At 59.0% G+C, this 13308-nt stretch carries 12 protein-coding genes; 10 read left to right on the top strand and 2 right to left on the bottom strand.

Features of this window, described 5'->3' with window-relative positions; genetic code table 11:
• The first annotated feature begins 47 nt into the window (after positions 1 to 47).
• The gene (locus HMPREF1487_RS13100; RefSeq protein WP_010797136.1) at positions 48 to 467 is read left to right on the top strand and encodes a hypothetical protein; all 420 of its coding nucleotides are present in this window, start codon (positions 48 to 50) and stop codon (positions 465 to 467) included.
• A 6-nt stretch (positions 468 to 473) separates the two neighbouring features.
• Positions 474 to 1385: a cation diffusion facilitator family transporter gene (locus HMPREF1487_RS13095; protein WP_010797135.1), complete on the top strand. Its 912-nt coding sequence runs from the start codon at positions 474 to 476 to the stop codon at positions 1383 to 1385.
• Between the two features lie 48 nt (positions 1386 to 1433).
• Here HMPREF1487_RS13095 and HMPREF1487_RS26325 read toward each other — a convergent pair whose 3' ends face one another.
• The gene (locus HMPREF1487_RS26325) at positions 1434 to 2537 is read right to left on the bottom strand and encodes a DUF6515 family protein (RefSeq protein WP_010797134.1); all 1104 of its coding nucleotides are present in this window, start codon (positions 2535 to 2537) and stop codon (positions 1434 to 1436) included.
• A gap of 448 nt (positions 2538 to 2985) precedes the next feature.
• On the opposite strand from HMPREF1487_RS26325, the gene HMPREF1487_RS13085 reads away from it, so the two are divergent.
• The 5 genes from HMPREF1487_RS13085 to HMPREF1487_RS13065 all read left to right on the top strand — a co-directional run bounded on the left by HMPREF1487_RS13085 (position 2986) and on the right by HMPREF1487_RS13065 (position 8227).
• Positions 2986 to 3465, top strand: coding sequence for an Lrp/AsnC family transcriptional regulator (locus tag HMPREF1487_RS13085; RefSeq protein ID WP_010797133.1), 480 nt, complete (start codon positions 2986 to 2988; stop codon positions 3463 to 3465).
• 257 nt (positions 3466 to 3722) lie between these two features.
• Entirely contained in the window at positions 3723 to 4178 is a 456-nt protein-coding gene (locus tag HMPREF1487_RS13080) for a (2Fe-2S)-binding protein (protein ID WP_010797132.1), read from the top strand.
• A gap of 14 nt (positions 4179 to 4192) precedes the next feature.
• Positions 4193 to 6394: a xanthine dehydrogenase family protein molybdopterin-binding subunit gene (locus tag HMPREF1487_RS13075; RefSeq protein WP_010797131.1), complete on the top strand. Its 2202-nt coding sequence runs from the start codon at positions 4193 to 4195 to the stop codon at positions 6392 to 6394.
• Positions 6395 to 6403: 9 nt separating this feature from the next.
• Positions 6404 to 7666 carry a cytochrome c gene (locus tag HMPREF1487_RS13070; protein WP_010797130.1) on the top strand — a complete coding sequence of 421 codons (1263 nt, stop codon included), beginning with the start codon at positions 6404 to 6406 and terminating at the stop codon, positions 7664 to 7666.
• Between the two features lie 168 nt (positions 7667 to 7834).
• Positions 7835 to 8227 (top strand): globin, encoded by a 393-nt coding sequence (locus tag HMPREF1487_RS13065; protein ID WP_010797129.1) that lies wholly within the window; start codon positions 7835 to 7837, stop codon positions 8225 to 8227.
• Between the two features lie 26 nt (positions 8228 to 8253).
• Here the strand turns inward: HMPREF1487_RS13065 and HMPREF1487_RS13060 are convergent, their stop codons facing one another.
• A complete protein-coding gene (locus HMPREF1487_RS13060) occupies positions 8254 to 8865 on the bottom strand; it encodes a pseudouridine synthase (protein WP_010797128.1) in 612 nt (203 codons plus the stop codon).
• A 120-nt stretch (positions 8866 to 8985) separates the two neighbouring features.
• Between HMPREF1487_RS13060 and HMPREF1487_RS13055 the strand changes: the two genes are divergently transcribed.
• From HMPREF1487_RS13055 to HMPREF1487_RS13045, 3 genes are all read left to right on the top strand, one after another.
• Positions 8986 to 10035: an MBL fold metallo-hydrolase gene (locus tag HMPREF1487_RS13055; RefSeq protein ID WP_010797127.1), complete on the top strand. Its 1050-nt coding sequence runs from the start codon at positions 8986 to 8988 to the stop codon at positions 10033 to 10035.
• A 140-nt stretch (positions 10036 to 10175) separates the two neighbouring features.
• On the top strand, positions 10176 to 11270 hold the full coding sequence (locus HMPREF1487_RS13050; RefSeq protein ID WP_010797126.1) for a glycerol dehydrogenase: 1095 nt from the start codon (positions 10176 to 10178) through the stop codon (positions 11268 to 11270).
• A 79-nt stretch (positions 11271 to 11349) separates the two neighbouring features.
• On the top strand, positions 11350 to 13188 hold the full coding sequence (locus tag HMPREF1487_RS13045) for an ABC transporter ATP-binding protein (protein WP_051370185.1): 1839 nt from the start codon (positions 11350 to 11352) through the stop codon (positions 13186 to 13188).
• Positions 13189 to 13308: the final 120 nt, after the last annotated feature.

Here is a 13308-nt window from a genome sequence, read left to right as displayed (position 1 = left end):
CTCGCAACGCCGGTTATAGTGCGGTTTCCTGACCTATGGAGGTGTTTATGCCAATGCGCACTCGCCTGATCTGTGGCGCCCTTGCTGCAGCAGTGCTGACCCAGATTTCGGCCTGCGGTACGCTGTTTTATCCTGAGCGTCGCGGCCAAATTACTGGCCAGATCGACCCGGGCATTGCCATCCTGGATGCGGTAGGCCTGCTGTTCTACATCATTCCCGGCCTGATTGCGTTCGGTGTTGATTTTACGTCCGGAGCCATCTACCTGCCCAACGACCAGCACGCCTCGGTCGACCCGGAAAAGCTAAAAGATGCTATCGACGCGGATGGCAAGGTGGACAAGGCGCGCCTCAAGGCCATTATCGAACAGGAAACCGGCCGCTCCCTGCCGCTGACCGATCCACGCCTGATTCAGCACAGCGGCAGCCCTGAGCAATTGGCCGCCTTCGGGTTGCGCCCTACGGCATAACACCTGATGAAGAGCCGTACCGAACACGCCAGGCTGTTGCGCCTGGCCACCACTGCTTCACTCGCAGTGGCTGGCCTGCTCATTACCGTGAAGGCCATCGCCTGGTGGTTCAGCGGATCGGTCAGTCTGCTCGCTGGGCTGACCGATTCCGTGCTTGATGGCGCGGCCTCCCTGTTCAACCTGCTGGCGGTGCGCTATTCCCTAAAGCCCGCCGACGACGACCACCGTTACGGCCATGGCAAAGCGGAGTCGTTGGCGGGTATTACCCAGGCCCTGTTCATTGGCGCTAGCGGAATCCTGATCGGCATGCAGGCCATCGGACGCCTGAAAGAACCTGAACCCCTGGGAACGCCTCTGCTGGGCATTGCAGTCATGATCTTTTCATTGATTGTGACTGCGGGCCTGCTGATGCTACAGCGGCACGTCATTCAGATTACAGGGTCCGCAGTGATTCGCGCCGATTCTCTGCATTACCGCTCTGATCTTCTGCTCAACACCAGCATCCTGATTGCCCTGATTGCTGCCAGCTACGGCTGGGATCAGTTGGATGCCATCTTTGGCCTGGGTATTGCGTTGTATATCCTTTGGAGTGCCATTGGAATCGCACGCGACTCGCTAAGTGTGCTGATGGATCAGGAATTGCCCTATGAAGTCAGCGAGCACATGTTGACGCTGGCGTGCAGCGTGCCCCAAGTCTTGGGGGCTCATGATTTGCGCACGCGTATTTCGGGAAGCCACTGGTTCGTCCAACTGCATCTGGAGCTACCGGGAGAAATGACCCTGTCCGAAGCCCATCGCCTGTGCGACGAGGCCGAAGCGGCGATCATGGCGGAGTATCCGCAGGCCGAAGTGCTGGTACATGCCGACCCGCTGGATGCACCCGATGTCCCCCATCGGCATCCTCTGCCTCCGAGCTGAGGGCTCAAGGGCGTCTGACTTCATCAGATTACAGGCAGACGGCCCCCCTCAATAGGTCACGTTATATCCCCTGCCACTTAGGCAGGCGCCCAGCGAACGTCGATAACGATCCGCCACATCAGCCGGTGGCGCAGTGGTTGCTCGGGATGGATCAAAACCTGACTCGCTGACCGCCCAACGCTGGCAGTCATAACGATCCTGCTCCATCTGGGCCTGTGTCTGACCATAGGCAGGGGTTATGGCGACATCAAAGGCATTGCTGCTAATGGCATAGCCACCGTTTTGCACAGGCGGCTCCACGACAATGTAACGGTTGTATTCCGGTTGCGGCTGGTAATAGGTACCAGCGGCAAAGTAGTAGGTCAGCCCGCCGATCACCAACGTCTGCGCATAGTTGGGCAAATTACTGACATACACGCCGCGCGGCGGGGTCACGATGACATAGCTCGACCCTTGTGGGCGGTACCAGTACCCGTCGGAATAGTAATACTCATAGCGTTGATGCCAGATACGGGTGTACCGAGGCGGCGGGCGCCGCAGCACATAGCCGGGACGCCAATCAGGATTTGGTCCCCAGCCACGACGATCGAAGTCGTTGTGCCTGTGCGGGCGATTCCAGTTGCCGTACGGCCCATAATCAGGATGATCAATGACACGGGGCTGATTTTCCCAGCCTCGATTCAGATCATTCGGCCCGGATTGCTCCCAGCGAGCACGCTCATCGCCACGCCGAACGGCATCGGGTCGATTCCAGCCGTCTTCCCGAGAGTGGTTCGCCTGCCCTGTGACCTCTCGCGGAGGCGCGGTAATAAACCGTACACCGTTTTCATCGACCCGCTCGACAGGCCGCCGGGGAAAATCATAGCGTTGATGGGGAAGATCCTGACCACTGCCGGTCTGCCAGCGCGAGCCATCCTGCCCGATAGGGCGACCCGCTCCCGGACGAGGCCCGGCATTAGGATCCATTCCTCGAGAGGGCGAGTAGTCCGGGTGATCTCCAACGCGACCCTGCCCCGCCTGAGGCTGAGGCGCAGCGCCGCCGGACGGATTGCCGAACTGCGTCTGTCCGGCCTCAAAAGGCCCTGCCAGCACGTGGCCTGCGCTCAATGCGACTATCAGACCGATACCTGTCAAACGCCCGCGGCGCTTCATGACCCTATCTCCTGCTTACCGCCGGTCGCTCCGAAAATGGCGAGGCGGCGGTCGAATCCTCAATCTAAGCCAGGAGTATGCGCGAGGCGAGCATTGACGGATAGGCGGAGCACAGGCGTACACTTTTATCAGGCGCACAAAAAAGGAGGCTTTCGCCCCCTTCCGGAATTCTGTCCTCTGAGTCGCTTTTGGCGACTGCTGCGATCACACAGCCTTTTGGGCGGTGAGTGGCCCGGGAGCGGCACGACCTGATAGGTCGGCGGCATTATCGGCTTGCCCTCCTGGAGCTCACCGTTGGACTGTTCGTCCGGGCCATCGAAGTAATGAGTTCAGCTTAGCCCTGTTGCACCGACCAAAGTTTGCGTTTTTTGCTATATCCTCTACCGTTTAAGCAACAGAACACTAAAAAAACCTTTTAAACGCAATTTTCCAAAGGATTGGTTTCAAAATGGACAAACTAGACCGCTACGACCTACGTATTCTTGCCGAACTTCAGCGTGATGCACGCATCTCGAACCAGGAACTGGCAGAACGCATCGGCCTGTCTCCTTCGCCTTGCTCACGACGGGTCAAGCAGCTGGAAGATGATGGTTACATTAATCGTCAGGTTGCCCTGCTCGACCGCAAGAAACTGGGCCTTAGCCTGACAGTTTTCGTACTGATCGGCATGGACCGGCATACCCCTGAACGCTTCGAGCATTTCCAGTCGATCATTCGGCAGTGCCCTGAGGTGCTGGAATGCAGCCTGGTGACCGGCATGGATGCGGACTATCAGCTCAAGGTGGTCGTTCCGGATATGGACCACTACCAGAAACTACTGCTGGGCACCCTGACCCGTATAGAAGGCGTTTCGAGCGTGCGCTCAAGCTTCGTTCTCAACCAGGTCATCTCCAGTACCGAGCTGCCGCTTGAGCACCTGCGTGGCTGAGTATCGTCGCGATTTACATGGACCTGTCTGAGGCCGCGGATTTGCACGAATTCGATGCCGACACTGGTGTTTCTTGCCAGAAGATGGATAAATCAGATTTATTTATCTAAATTTTTCCAAGGACACGGAATGAAGCACCGTTCATTCTGTCCTGAATAAACCAACGATCGACTCGCAGCCCTTCCCGTCGGCATGACCTTGCCTGACGGCGTTCCGGCATGACGAGTCGACTGTCCTACCGTGCTCATGAGGTTGCAATGCTTACGCTCAACATCAACGGGGCCGACCATCAGGTCGACGTCCCCGACGACATGCCCCTGCTTTGGGTTCTACGTGACGTGCTGGGAATGACCGGCACCAAGTACGGCTGCGGGATCGCACAGTGTGGCGCTTGCACGGTGCATCTGGACGGTACGGCTGTTCGCGCCTGCGTCTTGCCTGTGAGCAACATTGCACAAGGCCAGAAGATCGTGACCATCGAAGCCGTGGGCGAGTCCGACCTGGGCAAGAAAGTGCAGGATGCCTGGCTTGAGCATGAAGTCGTGCAGTGCGGCTATTGCCAGTCCGGCCAGATCATGTCGGCCGTGGCGCTGCTGTCCCAGCACCCGAACGCAGGCGATGCTGAAATCGATGCGGGCATGTCCGGCAATATCTGCCGCTGCTGTACCTATACCCGTATCCGCGGCGCGATCAAAAGCGTTTCCCAGGCTTGAGCGGAGCAGACTCCATGACCAAGAATGTATCGGCGCAGGCCATAAGCCTGTCGCGCCGCAAGCTGCTTCAGGCCAGTGGTATCGCCGCAGGTGGTTTGCTGTTGGCAACCGCACTGCCTTTTTCCCGCCGCAGCTATGCCGAACAGTATGTCAACAAAGGGCCAGAAGACGCACCGCTGGACACCCCTACGGCCTTGGGAGCGTTTCTTCGGATAGGCCACGATGGGCAGATCACGCTGATTTCGCCCAAGATCGAAATGGGCCAGGGTGTACAGACCGGTTTTGCCATGATGGTAGCCGAAGAGTTGAACGTTACTCTGGATCAGGTCAGGGTGCAGGAAGCACCGCCAGACGAAAAACTGTATGGGGACAAGCTTCTGGGCTTTCAGGCCACCGGCGGTTCCTCATCGACTCGCAGCAACTGGCAACCCCTGCGGGAAGCCGCTGCGGCGGCACGCGTAATGCTGATCCAGGCCGCGGCCAACCAATGGAAGGTGTCGCCGGATGAATGCCGCGCCGAAAATGGCAAGATCATCGGCCCTGGCAATCGCGAACTGGCCTACGGCGCGCTGGTGGATGCAGCTGCCAAACTGCCCGTTCCGGAAAACGTCCCGCTCAAAAAGCCGGAAGACTACAAGGTCATCGGCCAGCCGCTGCGCCGCCTTGATACGCCTGGCAAAGTAGACGGCTCCGCCAAGTTCACCATCGACCTGCACGTGCCAGGCATGAAGATCGCTACTGTCAGCGCCTGTCCGGTCGTGGGTGGCACGCTTGCCTCAGTGGATGACCGTCACGCTCGTGCGGTTCCCGGTGTCAGGGATGTGGTCAAGCTGGAAAATGCCGTTGCCGTGATCGGCGATCACATGTGGGCAGCCCTTAAAGGCTTGAAGGCGCTGGAGATCCAATGGGGTCTAGGCCCGAACGCCGGTATCGACTCCGCCCAGATCGAACGCGCCCTGCATGCAGCCTTTGATCGCGAAGGCGCCATTGCCGCCGAGGTTGGCGACATCAACAAGGCCATTGCCGGTGCGTCCAGCAAGATCGAGGCGGAATACGAGATGCCCTTCCTGGCTCACGCCACGCTGGAGCCCATGACCTGTGTGGCCCAGGTCCGCGAGGATGCCTGTGAACTATGGGTCGGCACCCAGGTGCCGGTTATGGCCCAACAGGCGGCTGCCAAGGCAACCGGCCTGCCGCCGGAAAAGATCATCGTCAACAACCAGCTCATCGGTGGAGGCTTTGGCCGTCGCCTGGAAGCGGACTTCATCGGTCAGGCCGCAGCCATAGCCAAGCAGGTCGACTACCCCATCAAGCTGGTCTGGACGCGTGAAGAAGACACCGCCCATGACCTGTACCGTCCTCATTATATCGACCGCTTCAGCGCAGGCCTGGATGCCAACGGCATGCCAGTGGGCTGGTCGCATACCATTGTCGGGGCCTCGGTCATGGCGCGGTTTGCGCCAGCCGCCGTACCACCCAATGGGCTGGATGCCGACGCAGTAGAGGTTTCCAACAAACCCGTCTACTCGCTTCCAAACCTCAGGGTCCGTTACGTCCCTGAAGCGCCCAAGGCCATTCTCAATTCCTGGTGGCGTGGGGTAGGCCCGCTGCATGGCGCCTATGTGATGGAAAGCTTTATCGATGAGCTGGCCTACGCAGCCAAGCAGGACCCGGTCGATTACCGGATGAAGCTGCTCGGCGAGCATCCCCGTGCGCAGGCGGTACTCAAGCTTGCCGCCGAAAAAGCCAACTGGAGCCAGAAACTGCCAGCGGGCCATGGTCGGGGAATTGCCGTACAGGAAGTCTTTGGCAGCTACCTCGCTACCGTAGTGGAAATGCAGGTCGATGCGCAGAACGGCATCCACATCACCCGCCTGATCTGTATTGCAGATTGCGGCGAGGTAACCAATCCGACCTCTGTTCACTCTCAGCTGGAGGGCGGCACGCTGTTTGGCCTGTCTGCTGCGCTCTACAATGAGATTACCGTCAAGAATGGACATGTGGAACAGAGCAACTTCCACGACTACCGGCAGCTGCGCATGAGCGATGCCCCACCGGTCGAGACGCACATCATTCCAAGCCATGAAATACCTGGCGGGATTGGAGAGGCCGGTACCGCCATGATTGCACCGGCTCTGGTCAATGCTCTGTATGCGGCAACCGGCAAGCGCCTTCGTCGTCTGCCGGTGGTTCGCGCCGGTTACCACGTGGCTTAAGGAGCTCCTATGAATCGTTTCACTTCTATCTGGGGCACCATGACGCGTACGGTGTTGAGCGGCGTGGCGCCTGTGGCGCTGGCCCTCACAACGCTGTCTGCCCAGGCCGCTGACGAGGCCACGGTCCAGCGCGGCGAATACCTGGCCCGCGCAGCTGACTGCGTAGCCTGTCACCTTGACGAGAACGGCGGTAAACCGTTCGCTGGCGGTCGTGGTTTCAAGCTGCCGTTCGGTATGCTGTATTCCCCCAACATCACGCCGGACAAGGAAACCGGGATCGGCACCTGGAGCGATGACGACTTTGTCAGCGCCATGCAGGAAGGCGTCGGCAAGGACGGCAAGCACTACTATCCAGCCTTTCCCTATACGTCTTACACGCTGATGTCGCGGGAAGATATTCTGGCGATCAAGGCGTATCTGTTCAGCCTGGAGCCCATCAGGCAGCCGAACAAGGAAAATGACATCAGCTTCCCCTTCAACCAACGCTGGGGAATGATGTTCTGGAACATGATGTTCAACCCGAACGAGCGCTTCGAGCCGGACCCGAGCCAGTCGGCTGAATGGAACCGCGGTGCGTATCTGGTGGAAGGTGCGGGGCACTGTGGCGAATGTCATACCCCCCGTAATATCTTTCAGGCGCGTGACAGCTCGCGAAACCTGGGTGGCGCGGTGATTCAGGGCTGGAAGGCCTACAACATTAGCGGTGACCAGAAGACCGGCATCGGTGCCTGGCCGGACGAGGCCCTGGCCTCTTACCTGTCTACAGGTCATGCCGAAGGGTATGGCGTTGCGGCTGGCCCCATGGCCGAAGCCGTCAATCACAGCCTGCGCTTCCTGACGCCTGAGGATATCCGCGCTATGGTGGTGTACTTGAAGTCGGTCCCCAGTCAGCCGTATGGATTGATGCGACCGGAGCCCAAGGCGCTGTCATCTGACGCACCGGCCAAAGGAAACAACCCGCTGGGCCAGAAGGTGTTTGCCGACGCCTGCGTCAGCTGTCACCTGTGGGATGGTTCGGGCCGGCAGAGCACCTTTGCCGCGCTTAGTGGCCTGCGCACGGTGAACGATCCAGAGGCAACCAATCTGGTGCAGGTCCTGCTGGGAGGAGACAAGCTGGAGAATCCCCACGGCGATCATTTCATGCCGGGCTTTGCCCGCGGATACTCCAACCAGGAGCTGGCGGCGGTCACCAATTTTGTCTTGGAGCATTTCGGCCATGCCCAGGGCGAGATGACGGCTGACGAGATCGAGAAGCGTCGTCACCCCGAATAAGCCATTCACCTGCCGGCCGTGCCTCATACAGGGGCACGGCCAATAACCCTCCATATCAAAAGGCCTTTAAGACTATTGTCTTAACCTGATAGGCTTGCCACCCGTTTACACTTCGCTCCCCATCCGCTGTACCCACAAACGTGGACGAAACACTCGCAAGGACTTGCCATGAAACCCGCCGACCAGGTGATGCAGAGCTACGGCCGCTGCTGCGCCAGCGCTGACTTTTTCGATGACTTCTATACCCGCTTTCTTGCCAGCTCGCCGCTGATCCGCGAGAAGTTCGTCAATACCAACATGCAGGCCCAAAAGCAGCTCTTGCGACAGGGCATCATGAACCTGGTCATGGTGGCGCGCGGAATGCCGGATACCAAGTTGCGCGCGCTGGGCGAAACCCATTGCCGCCATCAGATGGATATTCGCCCGGAACTCTACAGCATCTGGGTCGATACCTTGCTCGCCACCATTTCAAGCCACGACCCGCAGTGCACGGACGAGACGCTCAAAGCCTGGCGGGACGTGTTGAACGAAGGCATCGCGGTTATTACGTCACATTACTGATCGCTACAGCTGATCCGCTGGCGCGGTTACAGCCGCGCCGGCACCTCGCGCCATTCACCCGGCGCCATACCCTCCAACGCCCAAGGGCCGATGCGTACTCGCACCAGGCGCAATGTAGGCAGGCCGACGGCTGCCGTCATGCGACGTACCTGCCGGTTGCGGCCTTCACGAATCACCAGCTCCAGCCAGGCCGTTGGAACACTCTTGCGAAAGCGCACGGGAGGGTTTCTCTCCCACAGTTCCGGCTCCTCCAACAGACGCACCTCTGCAGGAAGCGTCGGTCCGTCATTCAGCTCGACGCCTGTTCGCAGCGTTTGTATCTGCTCATCCGTAGGGGTGCCTTCCACCTGAACCCAATAGGTCTTGGGCAGTTTGTGCTTAGGGTCGGCAATGCGCGACTGCAAGCGCCCATCATTGGTCAGGAGGAGCAGCCCTTCGCTGTCGCGGTCCAGCCGTCCTGCCGGATAAATGCCTGGAATCGGAACGAAGTCCTTGAGCGTAGCCCGCCCGTCCCCATCGGAAAACTGGGTCAGCACATCGAATGGCTTGTTCAACAAGATCAGCCGCGGCTCGGCCGGCGGGGCCTTGGCAACACGACGAGGACGCGGGGTTTGAGGGGAGCGGTAGGAACGAGGCATGATGAAGACTGGCACTTGAGGCACGGGCACGTTAAAAACGCGGTGCAACGATAAAAGATACCCGCGAGTGTACCGAAAAACCGGCACTCGATTTTCACTTACCGGCAACGTGAGTCCTTCATGAGAATCTTTCGCTCCCTCTGGCTGGTCAACCTTCTCGCTCTTGCAGGCTGTGGCGGCCCGGAATACAAAGGCCCGCCTTCGGATCACTTCGACGGGCAGCAGTTTTACAACCAGGAGCCCTTTACCAAAAAGAGTTTCTGGACTCTGATCAAATGGCAGCTGACCCGCGAGCGTCCCGAGTGGGTCTGGCAGGCGCTTCCGCCGCGCCAGGAGGAGCTGCCCGAGCGCGTGACAGGCGATGACCTGCGCGTCACCTATATCAACCATGCCACCTTGCTCATTCAGTACCATGGCTTGAATATTCTGACCGACCCGGTTTGGTCCGAGCGAGTTAGCCCGTTCAGCTTCATAGGTCCCAAGCGCTACCATGACCCAGGCGTAGCATTGGAAAAGCTTCCACCTCTTGACCTGATCTTCGTCAGCCACAGCCATTACGATCATATGGACTTGGCGACGCTTCGCCGTCTCGCCGAGATCAACCCGCTCACGCCCGTCGTCACGCTGCTGGGAAACGCCGAACTCATCCGCAAGGAGGCCGGCTTTGGCACTGTAACGGAGATGGACTGGTGGCAGAGTCAGCCCCTGAACCAGCAGGTAACCTTGCATATAGTGCCTTCACAGCACTGGTCGGCCCGCACCCGCTTCGATACCAACCGTACGTTATGGGGCGGCTTTGTACTTGAGTCCGCCAGCGGTCCTGTCTACTTCCCCGGCGATACCGCATGGGGCGGGCACTTCCAACGGATTCACGACCGTTTCGGTCCCATGCGCTTTTCGGCTTTGTCTATCGGGGCCTATGAGCCACGCTGGTTCATGGTGTCGAGCCACATGAATCCACAGGAGGCAGTAGCCGCACACAAGATTCTTCACTCCAGCACCAGCATGGGCATTCACTTCGGTACCTTCCCGCTCAGTGACGAAGCCCAGTTTGCGCCTCCCCAGGACCTTGCCAAGGAGCGCGAAGCCCAAGGACTGCCGGAAGAGGTCTTCCGCGCACCGCTGCCTGGCGAGAGCTGGGCAGTGCCCGTCATCACGGCTGGACACTGATAATCCAGGGCGCGGCGGTAACTCCTCCGCGCCTTTCATCCAGCGATAGACGCTGATGCCAACAGCGTTGATTCAGGACAATAGCGCGCCCTCCCAAACGCTCCATAGTCAGGCTAATCCACTTCAGAGGAGCCTGCCCCATGCTCACGACGGCGATATTTCCTTCCCGCTATGTTCAAGGTAACGGAGCCTTTAACCACCTGGGTGAGGAGCTTGCACGCTTCGGTAAACGTACCCTGATCCTTCTTGACCCCTTTGCCGACGACCATCTGGGGGCAGCGCTCAACAAGGCCTGTCAGCATCAGCTCGAATGCCAGCGTATCCGCTTCAACGGCGAGTGCAGCGACGAGGAAGTCGCACGGCTGGCTGGGGTGGCGCGTCAGCACCTGCCTGACTCCATCGTCGGGATCGGTGGTGGCAAATCACTCGACACCGCCAAGGCGCTGGCCCACGAACTGAACATACCTGTGGCCGTTGTGCCTACCCTGGCCTCTACCGATGCTCCATGCAGTGCGCTTTCAGTAATCTATACCGCAGAAGGTGCTTTCAAGCGCTACCTGTTTCTGCCGCGAAACCCGGATCTTGTACTGGTAGACACCGGTATCATTGCCCAGGCCCCTGCGCGCTTTCTGGTATCAGGAATGGGCGACGCCATGGCGACCTGGTTCGAGGCAGAAGACTGCCGTATCCGCGGCGCTGGCAACATGACAGGAAGACCCGGCCCTCTCACCGCCTATGCCCTGGCACGCCTGTGCTATGACACGCTTCTGGAATATGGCCCACTCGCACTGCATGCCTGTCAGCAACAGGTCGTCACGCCAGCCTTGGAGCATATCGTCGAAGCCAATACCCTTCTTTCCGGACTAGGCTTCGAAAGCGGCGGCCTGGCAGCTGCTCACGCGATTCACAATGGCTTCACCGCCCTGTCCCAGACCCACAGCTACTGGCACGGCGAGAAGGTTGCGTTTGGCGTATTGACCATGTTGATCCTGAGTGGCCGCAAGCCTGCCATCATTGATGAAGCCTTCACGTTCAGTCAGCGAATCGGCTTGCCGCTTACTCTGGCAGATATCGGTCTGGCCAATGCGTCTGATGCAGACCTGCTCAAGGCTGCGGAACTGGCCTGCGCGGAAGGGGAAACCATTCACAACGAGCCCTTCAGGGTCGATCCGCTTTCGGTAGTTGCCGCCATGAAGACAGCCGACGCCCAGGGACGTTTTCGCAAGCAGGCCTGATGATTAACTGGCAGACGCCATAACGATCATGGCAGCATTCCTGACGGATTTCCCCGCCAGGAATGCACTCCAATACCCCATGACAGCCATACCCCCTGCGCCGCGCCAGCCTTGGCGACACCGGGCGCTCAGCCTTTTTCAGTACAGCTCACGGGCATTGGGCCTCGTGTGGTCGACCTCTCCTGCCCTGACCCTGGGACTTGCCCTGGCTACCGTGGTAGCAGGTGTGTTGCCAGCGCTGGCCGCCTGGCTCGGCAAGCAGATCGTGGATTCGGTCGTGGCGGCCATGCAGTTGCATCAGACACAGGGGAACGTTCTGCTGTCGCCCGTGCTCTGGCTGTTGGCCATGGAAGCCGGCGTGGTCGCCTTGATCGCAGCGGCGCAGCGGGGCCTCTCCGTCCAGCAGTCCTTGCTCCGCGTCCTGCTGGGGCAAAAGGTCAACCTGATGATCCTGGAAAAAGCCCAGCAACTGTCACTGGTCCAATTTGAAGACTCGGAATTTTACGACAAGCTCACCCGCGCCCGCCGCGAGGCCTCGATCCGCCCGCTCTCCCTGGTCAACAAGCTGTTCAGCCTGATGCAGAACGGTCTTTCACTGATCAGCTTTGCCATCCTGCTGATTCATTTTTCACCCTGGGCGCTGCTTATCCTGGTGGTCGGGGCATTGCCTGTCTTTTTTGCCGAAGCCAAGTTTTCGGGTGATGCCTTTCGCCTGTTTCGGCGGCGCTCCCCTGAGGCCCGCATGCAGGGTTATCTTGAAGCGGTCCTGGCGCGGGAAGATCATATCAAGGAGGTCAAACTCTTTGGCCTTGCGCCACGTCTACTCCAGCGTTACCGCGATATCTTCACCCAGCTTTATGCAGAAGATCGCGCCCTGACGATTCGGCGCGACACTTGGGGGTTTCTGCTTGGCCTGCTCGGGACCCTGGCCTTCTATGCCGCCTATGTCTGGATCGTAGTGGATACCGTACATGGGCGTATCAGCTTGGGTGAAATGACCATGTATCTGCTGCTTTTCAGGCAAGGCCAGACGGCAGTCAGTAGCAGCCTTACCGCCATTAGCGGCATGTATGAAGACAACCTTTATCTTTCCAACCTGTATGAATACCTCGAACAGCCTGTGGCTGCTGAGCAAGGCGATTTGAGACAGGGTAAAACACCTGGAGACGGCATCCGCTTCGAACAGGTCGGCTTTCATTACCCCGGTGTCTCGCGCGCAGCATTGGAGGGTATCAATCTACATTTGCGACCCGGTGAAAGCCTGGCCCTGGTGGGCGAGAACGGCTCAGGCAAGACCACGCTGATCAAGCTGCTTACTCGACTCTATACGCCCAGCGAGGGCCGCATTCTGCTCGATGGCAGCGATCTTCAAGAGTGGAATACCGATGCCCTAAGGCAACGCATTGGCGTCATTTTCCAAGATTTCATTCGCTATCAGTTCAGCGCTGGCGAAAACCTGGGCGTGGGCGATGTCGAAGCCTTTGACGACGAGCAGCGCTGGCAGGAAGCAGCCGAACGTGGACGCTCCAGCGACTTCATCGAGCGGCTCGACCAAGGCTATCAGACACAACTGGGTCGCTGGTTCAAAGGCGGGCAAGAACTGTCAGGCGGACAATGGCAAAAAATCGCACTGTCACGCTCTTACATGCGTACCCAGGCCGACATTCTCGTACTCGACGAACCTACGGCTGCCATGGATGCTGCCGCCGAGGCAGAGGTTTTCGAGCAGTTTCGTCAGCATGCCCAAGGCAAGATGACGATCCTGATCTCTCACCGATTCTCTACGGTTCGCTCGGCTGATCAGATTGTGGTCCTGGAGCATGGCCGTATCATCGAACAGGGACGCCACGACGCGCTGGTCGCCCAGGATGGCCGGTACGCTCATCTATTCCAGCTGCAGGCCCAGGGGTATCGATAGGCCGTTTGACGACCCGAGAAGCAATCCTTTTTGTGCCTTTTTCTTCATTTTTTGAAACATATAAGGCATCCTCGGCGCCCTCCATGTAATGATTGGAAAAGGTTTCGACCTGACTCCCTG

It is taken from the genome of Pseudomonas sp. HPB0071, assembly GCF_000478505.2.
GTDB classification, from domain to species: domain Bacteria; phylum Pseudomonadota; class Gammaproteobacteria; order Pseudomonadales; family Pseudomonadaceae; genus Chryseomonas; species Chryseomonas luteola.
This window is presented reverse-complemented; position numbering and strand designations above follow the sequence as displayed.

Excerpts from the sequence above, each read along its gene's own strand:
- HMPREF1487_RS13085 (WP_010797133.1), top strand. The coding sequence starts at position 2,986 with ATGGACAAACTAGACCGCTACGACCTACGTATTCTTGCCGAACTTCAG.
- HMPREF1487_RS13045 (WP_051370185.1), top strand. The coding sequence starts at position 11,350 with ATGACAGCCATACCCCCTGCGCCGCGCCAGCCTTGGCGACACCGGGCG.
- HMPREF1487_RS13050 (WP_010797126.1), top strand. The coding sequence starts at position 10,176 with ATGCTCACGACGGCGATATTTCCTTCCCGCTATGTTCAAGGTAACGGA.
- HMPREF1487_RS13095 (WP_010797135.1), top strand. The coding sequence starts at position 474 with ATGAAGAGCCGTACCGAACACGCCAGGCTGTTGCGCCTGGCCACCACT.
- HMPREF1487_RS13080 (WP_010797132.1), top strand. The coding sequence starts at position 3,723 with ATGCTTACGCTCAACATCAACGGGGCCGACCATCAGGTCGACGTCCCC.
- HMPREF1487_RS13065 (WP_010797129.1), top strand. The coding sequence starts at position 7,835 with ATGAAACCCGCCGACCAGGTGATGCAGAGCTACGGCCGCTGCTGCGCC.
- HMPREF1487_RS13070 (WP_010797130.1), top strand. The coding sequence starts at position 6,404 with ATGAATCGTTTCACTTCTATCTGGGGCACCATGACGCGTACGGTGTTG.
- HMPREF1487_RS13055 (WP_010797127.1), top strand. The coding sequence starts at position 8,986 with ATGAGAATCTTTCGCTCCCTCTGGCTGGTCAACCTTCTCGCTCTTGCA.
- HMPREF1487_RS13100 (WP_010797136.1), top strand. The coding sequence starts at position 48 with ATGCCAATGCGCACTCGCCTGATCTGTGGCGCCCTTGCTGCAGCAGTG.
- HMPREF1487_RS13075 (WP_010797131.1), top strand. The coding sequence starts at position 4,193 with ATGACCAAGAATGTATCGGCGCAGGCCATAAGCCTGTCGCGCCGCAAG.
- HMPREF1487_RS26325 (WP_010797134.1), bottom strand. The coding sequence starts at position 2,537 with ATGAAGCGCCGCGGGCGTTTGACAGGTATCGGTCTGATAGTCGCATTG.
- HMPREF1487_RS13060 (WP_010797128.1), bottom strand. The coding sequence starts at position 8,865 with ATGCCTCGTTCCTACCGCTCCCCTCAAACCCCGCGTCCTCGTCGTGTT.